17 protein-coding genes are annotated in these 17715 nt (G+C 71.5%); 12 read left to right on the top strand and 5 right to left on the bottom strand.

Features of this window, described 5'->3' with window-relative positions; translation table 11 throughout:
* The first annotated feature begins 23 nt into the window (after positions 1-23).
* Complete coding sequence (locus ACQP2T_RS11720; protein WP_433516163.1) at positions 24-884, top strand: amidohydrolase family protein; 861 nt, start codon at positions 24-26, stop codon at positions 882-884.
* Positions 881-1438, top strand: a complete 558-nt coding sequence (locus ACQP2T_RS11715; protein ID WP_433516162.1) for a cysteine dioxygenase — start codon at positions 881-883, stop codon at positions 1436-1438. Before ACQP2T_RS11720 ends, ACQP2T_RS11715 begins: the two co-directional genes overlap by 4 nt.
* Positions 1439-1453: 15 nt before the next feature.
* On the opposite strand, the gene ACQP2T_RS11710 is transcribed toward ACQP2T_RS11715, so the two are convergent.
* Entirely contained in the window at positions 1454-2128 is a 675-nt protein-coding gene (locus ACQP2T_RS11710) for a hypothetical protein (RefSeq protein ID WP_433516161.1), read from the bottom strand.
* Positions 2129-2142: 14 nt separating this feature from the next.
* A complete protein-coding gene (locus ACQP2T_RS11705; RefSeq protein WP_433516160.1) occupies positions 2143-3324 on the bottom strand; it encodes a CynX/NimT family MFS transporter in 1182 nt (393 codons plus the stop codon).
* A gap of 69 nt (positions 3325-3393) precedes the next feature.
* Between ACQP2T_RS11705 and ACQP2T_RS11700 the strand changes: the two genes are divergently transcribed.
* On the top strand, positions 3394-4374 hold the full coding sequence (locus ACQP2T_RS11700) for a LacI family DNA-binding transcriptional regulator (protein ID WP_433516159.1): 981 nt from the start codon (positions 3394-3396) through the stop codon (positions 4372-4374).
* On the opposite strand, the gene ACQP2T_RS11695 is transcribed toward ACQP2T_RS11700, so the two are convergent.
* On the bottom strand, positions 4340-5812 hold the full coding sequence (locus tag ACQP2T_RS11695; RefSeq protein ID WP_433516158.1) for an MFS transporter: 1473 nt from the start codon (positions 5810-5812) through the stop codon (positions 4340-4342). The two genes, ACQP2T_RS11700 and ACQP2T_RS11695, sit on opposite strands and share 35 nt — an antisense overlap.
* Positions 5813-5923: 111 nt before the next feature.
* On the opposite strand from ACQP2T_RS11695, the gene ACQP2T_RS11690 reads away from it, so the two are divergent.
* The 9 genes from ACQP2T_RS11690 (at position 5924) to ACQP2T_RS11650 (ending at position 15983) form a co-directional block, all read left to right on the top strand.
* A complete protein-coding gene (locus ACQP2T_RS11690) occupies positions 5924-6910 on the top strand; it encodes an ArsR/SmtB family transcription factor (protein WP_433516157.1) in 987 nt (328 codons plus the stop codon).
* A gap of 122 nt (positions 6911-7032) precedes the next feature.
* Complete coding sequence (locus tag ACQP2T_RS11685) at positions 7033-7998, top strand: sugar-binding transcriptional regulator (RefSeq protein ID WP_433516156.1); 966 nt, start codon at positions 7033-7035, stop codon at positions 7996-7998.
* 235 nt (positions 7999-8233) lie between these two features.
* Positions 8234-9325: an ABC transporter substrate-binding protein gene (locus ACQP2T_RS11680; RefSeq protein WP_433516155.1), complete on the top strand. Its 1092-nt coding sequence runs from the start codon at positions 8234-8236 to the stop codon at positions 9323-9325.
* A gap of 18 nt (positions 9326-9343) precedes the next feature.
* Positions 9344-10135, top strand: a complete 792-nt coding sequence (locus ACQP2T_RS11675) for an ATP-binding cassette domain-containing protein (protein ID WP_225291926.1) — start codon at positions 9344-9346, stop codon at positions 10133-10135.
* A complete protein-coding gene (locus ACQP2T_RS11670) occupies positions 10132-11367 on the top strand; it encodes a sugar ABC transporter permease (RefSeq protein ID WP_433516154.1) in 1236 nt (411 codons plus the stop codon). The genes ACQP2T_RS11675 and ACQP2T_RS11670 overlap by 4 nt, the downstream gene beginning before the upstream one ends.
* Positions 11367-12842, top strand: coding sequence for an FGGY family carbohydrate kinase (locus ACQP2T_RS11665; protein WP_433516153.1), 1476 nt, complete (start codon positions 11367-11369; stop codon positions 12840-12842). Before ACQP2T_RS11670 ends, ACQP2T_RS11665 begins: the two co-directional genes overlap by 1 nt.
* Positions 12806-14356 (top strand): FGGY-family carbohydrate kinase, encoded by a 1551-nt coding sequence (locus ACQP2T_RS11660; protein ID WP_433516152.1) that lies wholly within the window; start codon positions 12806-12808, stop codon positions 14354-14356. The genes ACQP2T_RS11665 and ACQP2T_RS11660 overlap by 37 nt, the downstream gene beginning before the upstream one ends.
* A complete protein-coding gene (locus ACQP2T_RS11655) occupies positions 14353-14967 on the top strand; it encodes a histidine phosphatase family protein (protein ID WP_433516151.1) in 615 nt (204 codons plus the stop codon). Before ACQP2T_RS11660 ends, ACQP2T_RS11655 begins: the two co-directional genes overlap by 4 nt.
* Positions 14964-15983, top strand: coding sequence for a 2-hydroxyacid dehydrogenase (locus ACQP2T_RS11650; protein ID WP_433516150.1), 1020 nt, complete (start codon positions 14964-14966; stop codon positions 15981-15983). Before ACQP2T_RS11655 ends, ACQP2T_RS11650 begins: the two co-directional genes overlap by 4 nt.
* On the opposite strand, the gene ACQP2T_RS11645 is transcribed toward ACQP2T_RS11650, so the two are convergent.
* Together ACQP2T_RS11645 and ACQP2T_RS11640 are read right to left on the bottom strand one after the other, a co-directional pair.
* Positions 15973-16830 (bottom strand): carbohydrate ABC transporter permease, encoded by an 858-nt coding sequence (locus ACQP2T_RS11645; protein ID WP_358178360.1) that lies wholly within the window; start codon positions 16828-16830, stop codon positions 15973-15975. The genes ACQP2T_RS11650 and ACQP2T_RS11645 overlap by 11 nt on opposite strands.
* On the bottom strand, positions 16827-17708 hold the full coding sequence (locus ACQP2T_RS11640) for a carbohydrate ABC transporter permease (protein WP_358178362.1): 882 nt from the start codon (positions 17706-17708) through the stop codon (positions 16827-16829). Before ACQP2T_RS11640 ends, ACQP2T_RS11645 begins: the two co-directional genes overlap by 4 nt.
* Positions 17709-17715: the final 7 nt, after the last annotated feature.

The raw sequence follows: 17715 nt of genomic DNA, 5'->3' as shown, positions 1-17715 counted from the left end.
AGGAAATAGAGGGAGGTGTGGTCGTGAGCATCGACATCCATCAGCATTTGTGGACCGGAACATTCGTCGAAGCGCTCCGCGATCGGACCGCACCCCCCTACCTCGACGGCTGGACGCTGATCCTCGACGGCGAGCCGCCCTACGAGGTCGACCCCGCCGACCACGCCGACCGGGACGTCACCGGGCTGGAGCTGGCCCTGGTCTCGCTGTCCAGCCCGCTCGGCATCGAGTTCCTGCCTCCGGAGGAGGCGTGGCCGCTGCTCGACGCCTACCACGATGGCGCGCTCGGGCTGCCCGAGCCGTTCGGCGCGTGGGCCTCGACCTGCCACAGTGAGCCCGACCCCGAGCGCCTGGCCAAGGACCTCGACCGCGGGTTCGCCGGGCTGCAGATCCCGGCGACGGCCCTGCCCGACGACCGCCTGCTGGACGTGCTCACGGAGCGGGACCTGCCGCTGTTCGTCCATCCGGGCCCGGCCGCGGCCACGCCCGGCACACCGTCCTGGTGGCCCGCGCTCGTGCCGTACGTCCAGCAGATGCACGCGTCGTGGCACTACTTCCACGCGGTCGTCCGGCCGCGCCACCCCAGGCTGCGCGTGTGTTTCGCGCTGCTGGCCGGGCTGGCCCCGCTCCACTCGGAGCGATTGATCGCGAGGGGCGGCACGGGCCGCGGCCTGGTGGACCCCGGCTGCTTCGTGGAGACCTCCTCGTACGGCCCGCGCGCGATCGACGCGATCGTCCGCGAGCTCGGCGTCGACGTCGTGGTCAACGGCTCCGACGCCCCCTACGCCACCGCACCCGACCCGGGACTCGGCGAGGCAGCCGCCCACGCCATCCGGGTCACCAACCCCCGTCGTCTACTAGGCCGAAAGGAGACCCGTACGTGAGCGAGCAGACCATCGAGCACCCCGGCATCAACCAGATCCAGGACGGGGGTGCCTGTGCTCAGCTCCCGGAGCGCACACTGGACCGGCGCGAGCTGCGCAAGCTGGTGAACGAGCTGGCAGCCGACCCGGCCGAGTGGCGCGATCAGGTGGAGTTCCCCGCCGACGGCGGCCGGCACTACGCCTCGCTCTACCGTGACGCCTACGTCGACGTCTGGCTCCTGTGCTGGCGGCCCGAGGACGACACGGGCTGGCACGACCACGACATCTCCTCGGGCGCGGTCCACGTGGTCCAGGGGGCGCTGCTGGAGTGCAACCCGCGCATCGGCGGCGAGCACCTGGAGACCGTGGTGTCGGAGGGCCAGTCGTTCTCGTTCGGCCCGGACCACATCCACCGGCTCAACGGCGCCGTGGACAACAGCGTCTCGATCCACGCCTATTCGCCGCCGCTGTGGCGGCTCGGCCAGTACTCCATCGACGACACAGGCGTCATGCGCCGCGTCTCGGTCAGCTACGCCGACGAGCTTCGTCCGATGGACGACGCCGTGGTGGCTTAGGAGAGGTCGTCGTGGCTAGGAACGGCGTGCGGGCCTGAGCACGCAGCAGCTCGCGCAGGGCTCCACGTCGGGCAGCGCGATCCACAGGCAGCAGGTCCTGCGGAAGTAGCCGTCGCCGGCGGGCTCGATCAGCCCGTCGACCGGCTTGCCGATCTCGGCCAGCAGCGCCATGTAGTCAGCCGCCACGAACTGCGTCAACGGGTGGGCGAACGCCTCCGCGGTCGAACCCCAGAGCGTCCGCTCACCCACTCTGACCATCCGGCTGAGCACGCGTACGAGCGGCTCCTGCGACTCGGCCAGCGCCCGCCTGATCGGCGCGACGCCGGACCCCCAGCTCACCCGGCTGGCCGCGATCGTCACCCCCGCCCCGGACACCTTGAAGTACGTCTCGGCCGGCCGCATGGTCGGCACCCGCCCGTCGAGCGCCCAGCCGAGCGCCATCGGCAGCGTGTGCCAGTAGCCGTAGGTCTTCCAGAACAGCGCGGCACCGACGTGGCGCGGGGCGCTCCAGCGCGCCGCCGTCTGGTCGACCAGCTCCTCCAGCAGGGTGTACGGCGGGCGCAGCAGCTCCGAGGCGGCCGTCCAGGTCTCGTCCGGCGTGATGACCAGCTCGGGTTCGACCCCGATCACCCCGCCGCGCTCGTCGGCCAGCCGCTGGAGCGCCTCCGTGAGCACGTGAAGTCCTTCCACTACCGGTAAACCTTTTACCGGTAAGCCTGGCCCAACGTAGCAGGGCGTCCCGCGAACCAGCCGGCCAGGAGCTGCGCCCCCAGCACCCCGAGCCCTGTCAGCAAGGGCACCGTCCACCCGCCGGACACCTGCCTGAGCAGACCGAACAGCACCGGCCCCAGCGCGGCCACCGCGTACCCCACCGACTGCGCCACCGACGACAGCGCGGTCACCGACGCCGGATCGGGCGCACGCAGCGCGATCAGCAGCAGCGCCAGCGCGAACGAGGCCCCCTGCCCGACGCCGAGCACGACCATCCACAACCACGGCAGCCACGGCGCGGCGACCGGGGCCAGCAACAAGCCGAGGTAACCCGCCACGGTCAGCAGCCCCGCCCCGATCACGAACGGCACCTGCGACGGCCGCCGCCCGGCCAGGATCGGCACGCCGAGGGTGGCGCCCACCTGGACCAGGTTCGTCACGCTGAGCAGGTAGCCGGCCTGGTCGGCGGGCAGGCCGGCGTCGTGGAAGATCGTCGGCAGCCAGGCCAGCAGCACGTAGAAGGTGAACGACTGCAGGCCCATCAAGGCGGTCACGTACCAGGTGACCCGGCTGCGCAGCACCACCCCGAACGGCCGCGGCCCGCCCTGCGGCCCGGCCTGCCCGCGCAGCGCCTGCGGCAGCCAGAGCAACGCGGCCAGCAGCGCGGGCACGGCCATCAGCGCCGACATGCCGCGCCAGCCGTAACCCGTGGCGTGCTCGATGGGGATGACCAGTGCCGAGGCGGTCGCGGCGCCGCCCACGATCGCGGAGCTGTAGACGCCGGTCATCAGGTTGACCCGGTCGGGGAAATATTCCTTGGTGATGCCGGGCATGGCCACGTTCATCACGGCGATGGCGGTGGCCGCGATGGCCGAGCCCGCGTACAGGGCGGGGATGCCGTCGAGGCCGCGCAGCACCACGCCGGCGGCCAGCACGAGCAGCCCGGCGAGCAGCGTGCGATCCAGCCCGATCCGGCGCGCGAGCAGCGGCGCGATCGGCCCGAACACGCCCAGGCAGACCACCATCACCGTGGTGATGCCGCCGCCGGCGGCGGGCGTGAGACCGACGTCGTTCATGATCTCGTCGAGGAGCGGGGAGATGCCGGCGATGGCGGGCCGCAGGTTCAGCGCGGCCAGCACGAATCCGGCGACGAGGAGTGCGGATCTCAGGGGCATAGAACCTCTACTCTCGCATAACGCTCTGACAACGTTGTCTGGCCGTCTTACTTGGGAAAGGATCCAAGGGTGAGACCGACGATGAAGGATGTCGCCACGGCAGCCGGGGTGGCGCTCAAGACGGTCTCGCGCGTCGTGAACGGCGAGCCGGGCGTCAACCCGGCGACGGCCGAACGGGTGCGCGAGGCCATCGACCGGCTGGGCTACAGCCGCAACGAGAGCGCGCGCGTGCTGCGCAGGGGCCGCACCGCGACCGTCGGGCTGGTCATCGAGGACGTCGCCGACCCGTTCTACTCGGGGCTGAGCCGGGCGGTCGAGGACGTGGTCATCGTCGAGGGCTGCCTGCTGCTGAGCGGCTCGTCCGGCGAGAAGCCGGCCAGGGAGCGCGAGCTGGTACGCACCTTCTGCGCCCGCCGGGTCGACGGGCTGATCGTGGTGCCGGCCGGTGACGACCACTCCTACCTGCGTCCCGAGCTCGACGCCGGGACGCCCGCGGTGTTCGCCGACCGGCCGCCCGGCCCCGGGCTGGACGTCGACACCGTGCTCAGCGACAACGCGGGCGGCGCCAGGGAGGCCGTCGGCCACCTCCTGGCGCACGGCCACCGGCGGATCGCCATGCTCGGCGACCATCCGTCGATCTACACGGCGGCCGAGCGGCTGGCAGGGTACCGCGCGGCCCTCGGCCCGCTCTACGACCCCCGGCTGGTGGCGATGCGCGCCCCCACGCCCGAGACGGTCCGGGACGACCTGGAGCGGATGCTGGCGCTCGACGCGCCGCCGACCGCCCTGTTCACCGGCAACGGGCGGCTCACCGTGACGGCGCTGCGTGCCTTGGGCGGGCGGCGGATGGGGCTGGTCGGGTTCGACGACTTCGAGCTGGCCGACCTGCTGACGCCCGGGGTGACGGTGGTGGCCCAGGACCCGGCCGGGATGGGCCGGGTGGCCGCCGAGCTGCTGTTCCGCCGCCTGGCGGGGGACGGCGGGCCATCGGAGCACGTCGAGCTGCCGGTGCGCCTCATCCCCCGCGGCTCGGGCGAACTACCTCCGTGACCTCCGGGCCCGGCTCCGGACCAACGTCTCCGCCGAGGCCAGGGCGAGCGTCTCCGGCTGAGGCGAGGCGGAGATCCTCGCCGGAGGCGGGGCGGGCGTCTTCGGCGGAAGCGGGGCGGAGGCCCTCGGCGGAAGCGAGGCGATCGTCTTCGGCGGAGGCAGGGCGGAGGTCTCCGGCCGGGCGAGCTTCCGGGCGGAGCGCGCCGGACAGGGCCAGGGCGACGAGGACGCCCGCGATCCCCGCCGCGAAGATCGCCGGTCCCGGGCCGATCGCCTCACCCAGGACGCCGACCACCGCCGCGCCGATCGCCTGCCCGGTCATCAGCCCGGCCGACAGCAGCCCGAACGCCTGGCCGCGCGCCTCCTCCGGCACCGCGTCCACGAAGCGCCGCTGCAACCCGAGTTGGTAGGACAGCCCGGCGGCGGACACGGCGGCGAGCACGGCCGCCCACGCCACGCCGGGCGCCGCCAGGAAGGCCAGCCATGGCAGCCCGATCAGCACCGCCAGCGGCAGCGACAGCCGCTCCCTGAGCGCCGGAGCCGCGAACCGCCCCACCGCGAACTCCCCGACCGCCATCCCACCGGCCGCCGCCGCCAGCACCGCCCCCGCCTGCCCCTGACCGCCCAGATAGGGCACGACCATCGCCTCGGCCCCGGCCATGCACATGCACGGTAGCCAGCTCGCCAGCAGCAGCCCCCGCACCCGCCGATCGACCAACAGCAACCGATTCACCCGCAGAGTCACCCGCACGGCCCCACCGCCCGCGCCGCGACCCGCCGCCGCACCACCAGCCGCCGCACCATCTGCAGCCGCACCGCCACCCGCCGCACCACCGGCAGCCGCGCCCCGGCCGGGCCGGTAGGGCAGGCCGTACCGCAGCACCAGGGCGGCCACCGCCGAGAGCGCCGCCGTCACCGCCAGCGCCCCGCGCGGCCCCGTGACCGCCAGGAAGGCACCCCCCACGGCCAGCCCCGCGATCTGGGCGCCGGCCGAGGTGACCCCCATCAGCGACCGCGCCAGCACGAACGCGTCCCCAGGCAGTACGTCCGGCAGCAACGCACTGCGCGCCGCCCCGAACACCGGCGCGAACAACCCCGTCACCAGCACCAGCCCGAGCATCACCGGCACCGGCAATCCGGCGAAGGCCAGCAGCAGGCACACCACCACCCTGACCAGCTCCCCCGCGACCATCACCGCCCGAGGCGGCAGCCGGTCGGCCAGCGAGAGCAGGAACATCCCGCCCAGGATGTACGGCAGCCACCCGGCCATGTACGCGGCGGCCGAGAGCCCCGGCGACCCCGTCTCCGCGTACACCAGCACCGACAGCGCCAGCATCTTGATCGAGTCCCCGGAGATCAGCAGCGCGAAGCTGCCGAACAGCACCCGGAACTCCCGTACCGCGAACACCTGCCCGAAGGTGGCCCCACGCTCGGTCAACCCGCACCCCCATGGTGAAAGGGCGGCTCCGGAGGGAGGTCTCGGAGCCGCCGGTCACGATGCTGCGGGACCACGCCTGGCCAGGGCGACTCTTTCGGATATAAACGAAAGGTGTTCAGGATCGAGGTCACCCCGCAGGACGTGGTGGCCAGCCGGTTCGCCATCTCGCCGCTGATCGAGACCATGCACGCGCAGTGGGTGCTCGAAGGCCGGACCAGGGCGGGCGCGCACCGGCGGTGGGTGGACAGGTGGCACGAGCGGTACATCGAGCTCGCCGGCCGCCTCCCCGCCCTGCGCGCCATGGCGGCGATCACCGGCAACAAGGGCAGCGGCAACGTCGACTTCATCGCGCCGCCGCCCGCCGGGATGAGCGTGCCGTTCGAGACCGAACTGGCCGCGATGCGCACGACTCCGGTCGGGCAGGCGCACGCCGAGATCGCCTCGGTCCTGGCCCAGCGGCCACCCGTGCCGGAGTGGACCAGGGAGTTGCTGCTCGGACCCGACGTCGTCCAGGTGCTGGCCGACGCCTACGAGACGCTGTGGACGGAGATCCTTTCCAAGGACTGGCCGCGCTTCCAGGCGATCCTGGAGCGCGACGTGGTGCAACGGGCGGGCCGGCTCGCCGCCTACGGCTGGGCGGCCGCGCTCGACGACCTGAGCGAGCAGGTCCGGTGGCACGGCGACGGGTACATCGAGGTCCGGATGGGCCAGAGCGACGAGCGGCACCGGCTCGGCGGCAAGGGGCTGCTGTTCCTGCCGTCGGTGTTCGTGCCCGCCGTGGGCGCCTACCTGGAGGACGCCTGGCCGTACGCGCTCACGTACCCGGCCCGTGGCACGGCCGTCGAGACGCCCGCGACGGGAGCGGGGGCGGGCCTGGCGGTGCTGATCGGCCGCACCCGGGCCCGCATCCTCGCCGAACTCGCCGTGCCCGCCACCACCACCCACCTCGCCGCCCTGCTCGGGCACAGCCTCGGCACCACCGGCGGCCACCTGGCCGCCCTGCGCCGCACCGGCCTCATCGCGGGCACCCGTACCGGCCGCGCCGTCCTGTACGCCCGCACTCCACTCGGCGACGCCCTCATAGCGGGAAACAACTGAAGCACGGGCACGCGCGCGAGGACCGATGATAGTTCGGCAGACTCGATACCCCCGTGATCTGAGGGCACGAAGGTATAGTCACATCCGTCCAGCACAACTGTTCAGGCCGAGGGAGCGCGCGCATGAAGGCCGCCGATGTCGCGCCAGAGGCGCAGGCCCGGTTCCCGCACGATCTCATGTACGCGGCGGCGACCCAGTACTACCTCGAAGACGCCACCCAGGCCGACATCGCCAAGCGGATGGGCGTCAGCAGGGCGACCGTGAGCAGACTGCTCACCGAGGCCCGCCGCCAGGGCATCGTCGAGATCAAGGTGCACCGGCCCGCCACCCTCGAGGACGGCCCCCTGGCCGCCAGCGTGGCCGAGGCGCTGCGGCTGCGGCGCGTCCACCTGGTCCCCAAGGTCAGCGGCCCGGCGCTGGGCCCCTGGCTGGCTCCGGGGCTGGCCCGCGCCCTGGCCGGGGTCGGGCTGGAGTCGGGCGACGTGGTGCTGGTCTCGTCCGGCAGCACGGTGTACGAGTGCGCGCGTGAAGGGCTCGGGCAGTTCCCCGGCGTCACCATCGCACCGGCCGTGGGCGGGCAGGAGGAGCCGCAGCCGTGGTTCCAGACCAACGAGACCACCCGCATCCTGGCCGAACGCGTCGGCGGCGTGCCCAGTTACCTGTACGCGCCCGCGCTGCCGGGGCCCGAGCTGTTCTACTCGCTCCAGCACGAGCCGTCGGTGCGCAAGGTCATGGACCTGTGGGCGCACGCCAAGTGCGCCATCGTCGGCGTCGGCTCCGCGCCGCTGATGCGGCAGGTCGTGCCCGCCTTCATGCCGCGCGACGCGGAGAGCCTGCGCGAGGCCGTGGGCGACGTCTGCATGCGTGTGTACGACCGCGCCGGCGAGCCGGTCTCCTACCCGGGCAGCGAGCGCCTGGTGGCCCCCGGCCTGCACGAACTACGCCGCATCCCGTCGTCGATCGCCGTCGCGGTGGGCGCCGAGAAGGTGCTGTCGATCATCGCGGGCGCCAAGGGCGGCTACTTCAACCAGCTGGTCACCGACGTCCTGACCGCCGAGGGCCTCCTGGCCGCGGCACGCCGTTCCTGACACGACGTCCTGATAAACACCCGACAAACCGGGAACGAACCCCAAACGACTACATCTTGACCAAAACCAGGCTCGTGCCCTGAACACTTTTGCTGGACAATTATTCAGACCTCGCGCTAGCGTGAGCCACACCACAGGACGTGGCCGGTTGTGAGCGGCTTGTCTCCCGTGGCGTTTTCGGGGGAGCGACGCGATCAGCGAGTCCGTGAGGACGTAGTGAGTGAGGAAAGAACCCGTGAAGAGAGTTCAGATGCGGACCTCCGCGTTCGCCGCGGTTGTAGTCATCGCAGGGTCGGCGCTGGCCGCCTGCGGCTCCGGTTCCACCGGTGGTGACAGCGGCTCCAGCGGCACCAAGGCAGGCGCGGAGAACGCCAAGGTGGCCTTCCTCATGCCCGACCTCGCCTCCACCAGGTACGAACTGCAGGACAAGCCCCTGTTCGAGGCCAAGATGAAGCAGCTCTGCCCGAGCTGCACGGTCATCTACCAGAACGCCGACTCCGACGCGGCCAAGCAGCAGCAACAGGCGAACTCGGCCCTGGCGCAGGGTGTGAAGGCCATCGTGCTCGACCCGGTCGACTCGGCCGCCGCGGCCACGATGGTCAAGACGGCGCAGTCGCAGGGAGTCGCGGTCATCGCCTACGACCGGCCGATCCCGGCCACGCCCGCCGACTACTACATCTCGTTCGACAACGGGAAGATCGGCAACATGATCGCCCAGTCCCTGGTCGACCACCTCAAGAAGGAGAACATCCAGGGCGGCCTCCTGGAGGTCAACGGCTCGCCCACGGACGCGGCGGCCGGCCTGATCAAGAAGGGCATCCACAGCGCGATCGACCCGAGCGGCTTCAAGCTGCTGGCCGAGTATGACACCCCCGACTGGCAGCCGGAGAAGGCCCAGACCTGGGTCAGCGGCCAGATCACGCAGTTCAAGGACCAGATCGCCGGCGTGGTCGCGGCCAACGACGGCACCGGCGGCGGCTCGATCGCCGCGTTCAAGGCGGCCGGCGTGAAGGTGCCGCCGGTCACGGGCAACGACGCCGAGCCGGCCGCCGCCCAGCGGATCATCGCCGGCGACCAGTACAACACGATCTCCAAGCCGATCAAGATCGTGGCGGAGGCGTCGGCCGACGTCGCCTACCAGTTCATGCAGGGCAAGAAGCCCGCGGGCAAGACCACGCTCTACAACACGCCGTCCCAGCTGTTCGTCCCCACGGTCGTGACCAAGGAGAACATCAAGGCGGTCCTGTTCGACAGCGGCATCATGAAGGCCAGTGAAGTGTGCACCGGCGAATACGCCAAGGGCTGCGCCGACCTGGACATCAAGTAGGGCTAGGGAGGAGCGGCCTTGTCGCCCACACAGCAAGCGGACAGCGTTCTGTCCCTGCGGGGGATCAGCAAGACGTTCGGAGCGGTCGCCGCGCTCACCGACATCGACCTCGATGTCGCGGCGGGCCAGGTCATGGCCATCGTCGGCGACAACGGCGCGGGCAAGTCGACGCTGGTCAAGATCCTGTCGGGGGTGCATCCGCCCGATTCGGGGACGATCACCTTCGAGTCGCGGGACATCCACATCCCGACGCCGGCGGCGGCGCACAAGCTCGGCATCGCCACCGTGTTCCAGGACCTCGCCCTGTGCGAGAACCTCAACGTGATCCAGAACCTGTTCCTGGGCCAGGAGGTCCGCCCGCTCCGGCTGAACGACGTGGCGATGGAGACCCGCTCCTGGGACCTGCTCCGCCAGCTGTCGGCGAAGATCCCGAGTGTCCGCGTGCCGGTGGCCGCGCTCTCCGGTGGCCAGCGGCAGACGGTGGCCATCGCCAGGTCGCTGCTCGGCGACCCCAAGGTGATCATCCTCGACGAGCCGACCGCCGCCCTGGGCGTCGCCCAGACGGCGGAGGTGCTCAACCTGGTCGAGCGGCTGCGCGAGAACGGCCTCGGTGTCATCATGATCAGCCACAACATGGCCGACGTGCAGGCCGTGGCCGACACCGTGGCCGTGCTGCGGCTCGGCCGCAACAACGGGGTGTTCGACGTGGGCGCGGTCTCCACCGAGGAGATCATCGCCGCCATCACCGGCGCCACCGACAACGCGGTCTCCCAGCGCCAGGCGCGCCGCAAGGAAGGTCTGCCCTCATGAACAGCACGCTCACCACGGACCGCCAGGACGAGCGGCTGAGCGGGAACGAAGGGCTGCGCGGCGCGATCGCCGACGTGGTCGAGCGGGCCCGTGGCGGCGACCTGGGCGTGATCCCCGTCGTGGTGGGGCTCATCGTCATCTGGACGGTGCTGCAGATCCTCAACCCGATCTTCCTGTCCAGCGCGAACCTGGTGAACCTCACGCTGGAGTCGGCCGCGACCGGCATCATCGCGCTGGGCATCGTCTGCGTGCTGCTGGTCGGCCAGATCGACCTGTCAGTCGGCTCGGTCAGCGGCCTGTCGGGGGCCGTGCTCGCCGTGCTCTTCGTGGTCAAGGGGCTGCCGGTCTGGCTGGCCATCCTGGCCGCGGTCATCATGGGCGCGGTGATCGGCTGGGTGTACGCGCAGCTGTTCAACCGCTTCGGGGTGCCGAGCTTCGTCATCACGATGGCCGGCCTGCTGGCCTTCCTCGGACTGCAGCTCTATGTGCTGGGCGCCAAGGGCTCGATCAACCTGCCGTTCGACTCGGGCCTGGTGAACTTCGCGCAGCTCGACTTCGTACCAGCCTGGCTGTCCTACTGCTTCGCGGTGATCGCGGCCGTCTGGCTGTTCGCCAGCGGTTACCTGCACGCCCAGGAGCGGCGGCGCGCCGGGCTGTCGGCCAGGAGCCTGTCCATGCTGCTCGTCAGGAGCCTGGCGCTGCTGGCCGTGCTGGCCTTCGTGGTCTACTACCTCGGGCAGACCCGCGGCATCGGCTGGATGTTCATCTTCTTCGTGGCGCTGGTGCTGGTCATGCACTACATGCTGTCGCGTACCAAGTGGGGCAGGTCCGTCTACGCGGTCGGCGGCAACGTGGAGGCCGCGCGCCGCGCGGGCATCAACGTCAAGGCCGTCTACACCTCGGTGTTCGTGCTCTGCTCGTCGTTCGCGGCGGTGGGCGGCATCCTCGCGGCGGCCCGGCTGGCCGCGGCGAACCAGAGCAGCGGCTCGGGCGACGTCAACCTCAACGCCATCGCCGCGGCGGTGATCGGCGGGACGAGCCTGTTCGGCGGGCGCGGCACGGCCTTCGGCGCGCTGCTCGGCATCATCGTCATCCAGTCGATCTCCAGCGGGCTGACCCTGCTCAACCTCGACTCCTCCATCCGCTTCGTGGTCACGGGCATCGTCCTGCTGCTCGCGGTGGTCGTCGACTCGATCGCCCGCAAGTCGCGTACCTCCCACGGACGAGCCTGATGGCGGTCATCTGCGTAGACGCGGGGACCACGGTCATCAAGGCCGTCGGATACGACGAAACGGGCGCCGAGACGGCCGTCGCCCGGCACGGCACCACCGTCTCCAGGCCCGCGCCGGGCCAGGCCGAGCAGGACATGGACTCCGTCTGGGACGCGGTCGCCGGCACGGTCCGCGAGGTCGCGTCCCGGCTCGGCACCGCGCCCGACTTCGTGGCCGTGACCGCGCAGGGAGACGGCTGCTGGCTGGTCGACGCGGCGGGCCGGCCCACCGGTCCGGCGATCCTGTGGAACGACGGCCGCGCCGCCGCCACGGTCGACCGCTGGAACCGCTCGGGGCTGGCCGCCGACGCCTTCCGCGTCAACGGCTCCTCCGCCGCCTCGGGTCTCCCCCACGCGATCCTGACCTGGCTGAACGAGCACGACCCCGACCGGCTGACCCGCTCGGCCGCCAACCTGTCGTGCGGCGGCTGGATCTTCTCCCGGCTGACCGGCGAGCTGGCCGCCGACGAGTCCGACGGCTCGGCCCCCTTCATGGACCTGCGCACCCGCGCCTACTCCCCCGCGCTCCTGGCCATGTTCGGCCTGGAGTGGGCCGATCGCCTGCTGCCCGAGCTGCGCGACGACACGCGCCGGGTGGGCGCCCTGACGCGGGAGGCCGCCGAGCTCCTCGGGCTACCCGCCGGGACGCCGGTCGTGATGGCGCCCTACGACATCGCCGCCACCGCGATCGGCGCCGGCTCCGTCGGCCCCGGTCAGGCGTGCAGCATCCTGGGCACCACGCTCTGCACGGAGACCGTCGTCGAGCGGCCCGACCTGGACGGCGAGCCCGTCGGCATCACGATCGCGATGCCCGACGGCTACCTGCGCGCCTTCCCCACCTTCGCCGGGACCGAGGTCCTGCAGTGGGCCTGCCGGCTGCTCGGCCTGGACGGCCCGGCCGAGCTGGGCGAGCTGGCCGCCACCGGCCCACCGGGTGCGGGCGGGCTGTCGTTCCAGCCCTACTTCTCCCCCGCCGGTGAGCGCGCGCCGTTCTCCGATCCGCTGGCCAGGGGCGCCTTCCTCGGCCTGTCCTTCGAGCATGGGCGCGAGCACGTCGCCCGAGCCGTGCTCGAAGGGCTCACGCTCGTCATCCAGGACTGCCTGGCCGCCTCCGGTGACGGGCCGCGCGAGCTGCGGGTGTGCGGCGGCGGCTCGGCCAGCGCGCTGTGGCTGCGGATGATCTCCGACGTCACCGGCCTGCCGGTCTTCCGATCGGGTGACGCCGAGGTCGGCGCCAGGGGCGCCTTCCTGGTCGGCCTGGTCGCCACGGGCGCGGCCACGAGCATCGAGGCGGCCGCCGACCGGTTCGTCCGGTTGCGGGATGCCGTACGACCCGAGTCCGGCGCGTACGGGACGGCGTACCAGGACTTCCTGGCGCTGCGCGAGAGCAGCGCCCGATCATGGCCGCTGCTCGCCGAGATGCGGGGGCGCTCGTGAGCGTCTGGATCGGTGTGGACCTGGGCACGCAGAGCGTCCGGGCGATGGCCGTCACGGACGGCGGCGAGGTGCTCGGCGCGGCGAGCAGGCCGCTGACCAGCCACCGCGACGGGCCCCGGCACGAGCAGGACCCCGAGGAGTGGTGGCGGCAGCTCGCCGCCGCCACCCGCGAGGCGCTGCGCGACGTGCCGCCGGAGCGGATCCGCGGCGTCGCCGTGGCCGCGACCTCGGGCACGATCCTTCTGACCAGCGCCGACGGCACCGCGCTGACCCCCGGCCTGATGTACGACGACCGGCGGGCGGCGGCCGAGGTGGCGCGGATCGACTCGGTGGGCGCGGCCGTCTGGGAACGGCTCGGCTACCAGCGCATGCAGGCCAACTGGGCGCTGCCCAAGCTGCTGTGGCTGCTGCCTGACGCCCCGCCGGGCGCGCGGCTGGCGCACCAGAACGACTTCGTCAACCGGCGCCTGGTCGGGCGCGGCGTGGCCACCGATCTGAGCAACGCGCTGAAGACCGGCGTGGACCTGATCGAGGAGCGGTGGCCGTACGAGGTGTTCGACGAGCTGGGGGTGTCCGCCGAGACGCTGCCCGACGTCGTACGGCCCGGCACCACGCTCGGCACGGTCTGCGCCGAGGCCGCCGCGATCACCGGCATCCCGCTCGGCACCCCGGTGATCGCAGGGACCACCGACGGGTGCGCGGCGCAGCTCGGCGCCGGGGCGATGACGCCGGGCAGCTGGAACTCCGTCATGGGCACCACGCTGGTGCTCAAGGGCGTGACCAGGGAGCTGATCCACGACCCGCTGGGCGTCGTCTACTCGCACCGCGCGCCGGACGGCTCCTGGCTGCCGGGTGGCGCGTCGAGCACGGGCGCGGGGGTGCTGACCCGCGAGTTCGCCGGACAGGACCTCGACGCGCTGAGCGCCCAGGCCGCCGCCCGCTACGGCCCAACCGCCGGCTTCGGTCCCGCCGCCCGCTTCGGTCCCGCCGCGACCGGCGGCGCCGGGGAGCCGGTCGTCACCGCGGCGGAGCCGGTCGTCACCTATCCGCTCGTGTCGCGCGGGGAGCGGTTCCCGTTCGTGGCGCCCGAGGCCGAGGGGTTCACCCTCGGCCGGCCCGCCGACGACATCGAGCGCTACGTGGCGATCCTGCGCGGCGCGGCGTTCGTCGAGCGGCTCTGCTTCGACTATCTCGACCTGCTGGGCGCCCCGGCGGACGGGGAGATCGTCCTCACCGGCGGAGCCACCAGGAGCGCGTACTGGAACCAACTGCGCGCCGACGTCCTCGGGCGTCCCGTCACGCTGCGGGAGAACGCCGAGCCCGCGCTCGGCATGGCCGTACTGGCCGCAGGAGACAAGGGAGACGCGGCCGGGATGATCCGCACCCGCGCGGTCGTGGACCCGGCTGGACCCCGCATGGACGAGACCTACCTACGCTTCGTCACCGAACTGGAAGGACGCGGCTGGCTGCCCGCGAGCGCCGCCGACCACGCCCGTGAGAGGACCGCGCCATGACCAACATCGCACTGGTGCGCCACGGCGAGTCCGTCTGGCATGCCGAGAACCGCTACGCCGGGCTCAGCGACGTCGAGCTGACCCCGCGCGGCCTCGACCAGGCCGGGCAGCTGGCCTCCTGGGCGGGCCGGGCCGGGCTGTCGGCCGTCTGGGCGTCCACGCTGAGCAGGGCCCGCATCACCGCCGCCGCCAGCGCCGAGGCGGCGGGTGTCGAGGTGCGGGTGGACGAGCGGCTGCGGGAGCTCGACTTCGGCCAGGCCGACGGGCTGACCGCGGCGGAGATGCGCGAGCGCTTCCCCGAGGCCCGCGCCGCCTTCGAGGCCGACCCCGCCACGAACCCGCTGCCGGGCGGCGAGGACCCGAAGCTCGCGGCCGACCGGTTCACCGAGTGCCTGCGGGACATCGCCGCCGCCCATCCCGACGGCCGGGTGATGGTCGTCGCCCACACGACCGTCATCAGGATCGCGCTGTGCCGGCTCATGGGCGTGCCGCTGGACGAGTACCGGCGGCTCTTCCCCAAGCTGGACAACTGCGCCATCACCGAGATCCGCCCGCGGAACGGCCAGGTGGCGATCCTGCGGTACAACTCCCCGATTGGAGCTCTTCGTTGACCATCCGAGTCCTCGCCGCCGGCGACCACTTCGTCCAGAACCGCCTCTTCATCGACGCGCTCCGGCGCGCGGTCCCCGGTGAGGTGGAGATCAGCGAGCTGACGCTGCCGTGGCCGGAGGTGCCGTTCGGCCGGGTGAGCGAGGTGGACGAGGCGTCCGATGTGGAGGACGAGCTGATCGAGGCGCTGCACGGCGTCGAGGTATGCGTGACCCAGATGGCCCCCCTGACGAAGCGGGTGCTGGACGCGTCGCCGGAGCTCAAGCTGTTCTGTGTCAGCCGGGGCGGGCCGGTCAACGCCAATCTGGACGCGGCCACCGAGGCGGGGGTCGCGGTCACGTTCGCGCCGGGACGCAACGCCGTGGCCACGGCCGAGCACACGCTGGCCATGCTCCTCGCGGCCACCCGCCGCATCCCCCAGACGCACGCCGACCTGGCGGGAGGCGTCTGGCGGGGCGACTACTACACCTATGACAACGTCGGGCCCGAGCTGGAGGGCTCAACGGCGGGCCTGGTCGGCTACGGGGCGATCGGCCGCCGGGTGGCCCGCATGCTGGAGGGCTTCGGAGCGGAGGTCCTCGTCTACGACCCTTACGTGGAAATTTCAGGACAGGTGGAGTTGGCCGAGCTGCTCGAACGCTCCCAGTTCCTCTCCCTGCACGCGCGGGCCACCCCCGAGACCATCGGCATGATCGGCGCGCCGCAGATCGCCGCGATGCCGCGCGGGTCCGTCATCGTCAACTGCGCGCGCGGCTCGCTGCTCGACTACGACGCCCTGTGCGACGCGCTGGAGTCGGGTCACCTGTTCGGCGCCGCGGTGGACGTCTTCCCCGAGGAGCCCATCCCGGACGGGTCGCGGCTCCTCACGACCCCCAACCTGGTGATGACCCCGCACCTGGCCGGCGCCAGCAAAGAGACGGCCATGAAGGCCGCCGAGATCGTCGCCGAGGACGTGGCCCGCTACGTCCGCAAGGAACCGCTCAAGCACTGGGCCAACCCGGCGGCCCTCATCCCTTGAGCGCGCCGGCCATCAGCCCGCGCATGAAGAACCGGCCGAGCAGCACGTAGATCAGCATCGTCGGCACTGAAGCCAGGATCGCCGCCGCCATTTGCTGGCTGTACGGCGTGGCCTGGGCGCCGGCGATGTTGTTGAGCATGACGGTCGTCGGCCAGCTGGTCGGCCCGGTGAGGAAGACGGCGAACAGGAAGTCGTTCCACATCGAGGTGAACTGCCAGATGATCACCACCGCGATGGCCGGCGCGGACACCGGCAGCACGACCGACCAGTACGTACGCAGCATCCCCGCGCCGTCCACCCGAGACGCCTCGATGAGCTCGTCCGGGATGGTGACGTAGTAGTTGCGGAAGATCAGCGTGCAGATCGGGATGCCGTAGACCACGTGCGCCAGCGTCAGCCCGGGGATGCCGCCGTAGAAGACGCCCTGCAGCCCGGTCAGCTCGTTGAGGTTCACCAGGAGCTGCACCAGCGGGATCATCACCCCCTGGTAGGGGATGAACATGCCGAACAGGAACAGCGTGAACAGCACATCCGCGCCCGGGAAGCGCCATTTCGACAGCACGTAGCCGTTCATGGAGCCGAGCACGCAGGACAGCAGCGAGCCCGGCACGGCCAGCAGGACGGAGTTCCACAGGCCCGGGGCCAGCTTCTCCCACGCCACGCGCCACGCCTCGAAGGTCCAGGTCCGCGGCAGGTTCCACGCCTGGCTCGGGTCCGCCTCGGTGAGCGGCTTGAAGCTGGTGACCAGCAGGACGTAGATCGGGATCAGGAAGATCACCACGAAGGCGATCAACAGGACGAGCCGCACCCCGGTGGACACCCGCCGGCGCCCGATCACCGCGGTCATGAACGCCTCTCCTTACGCACGGACCAGATCAGGTACGGAATGACGAAGACGGCCACGCTCAGCACGATGTACGAGGCGATGGTGGCGCCCTTGGCCGGGTCGTGGGAGTCGAACACCGCCACCCACATGAACACGGCGGGCACGTCGGTGATGATCTGCTTGCCCGACACCGCCACGATCAGGTCGAACACCTTGAGCGAGATGTGCCCGAGGATGATCAGCGCCGACAGCGTCACAGGGCGGAGCATCGGCAGCACGACATGCCGGTAGACGCCCCACTCGTTGCACCCGTCGACCCGCGCCGCCTCGCGCAGCTCCTCCGGCACGCCACGGAACCCCGCCAGGAACAGCGCCATGACATATCCGGACATTTGCCAGACTGCCGGGAGAGCCATCGCGGCCATCCCCCAGTCCGGATCCCGGAACCACTGCCACTGCGGCAGCCCGATCCAGTCGAAGAGCCGGTTGAGCCCGACCGCCCGCTGCTCCATCCCCGAGTTCATCAGCCACCGCCACACGATGCCGGTCGCGACGAACGAGATGGCCATCGGGAACAGGTAGATCGCCCGGAACGTCCCCTCGCCCCTGATCCCCTTCTCCATGAGGAAGGCCAGGAACCAGCCGAGCACCAGCGCGCCCAGCACGAACACGAGCGTGAACATGATCGCGTGCTGCACCGAGATGTGCCATCGAGGCAGGTCCCAGATGTCGACGAAGTTCTTCAGCCCGACGAACTTGCCCTCGGACACCTCGTCGTGCTTGTCGGTCATGGCCAGCTGGAAGTTCCAGCCCAGCATGCCGTACACGAACACGCCGATCGCGATGATGGACGGCGTGACGAGGAGTAACCCAGGCAGCCAGGTGCGTGCCCGCCTCACAACATCC

It is taken from the genome of Nonomuraea sp. CA-143628, from assembly GCF_050942315.1.
In the GTDB taxonomy this organism is placed as follows: domain Bacteria; phylum Actinomycetota; class Actinomycetes; order Streptosporangiales; family Streptosporangiaceae; genus Nonomuraea.
Note: the sequence above shows the minus strand (reverse complement) of the source record. Positions and strands in the feature narration are given on the sequence as shown.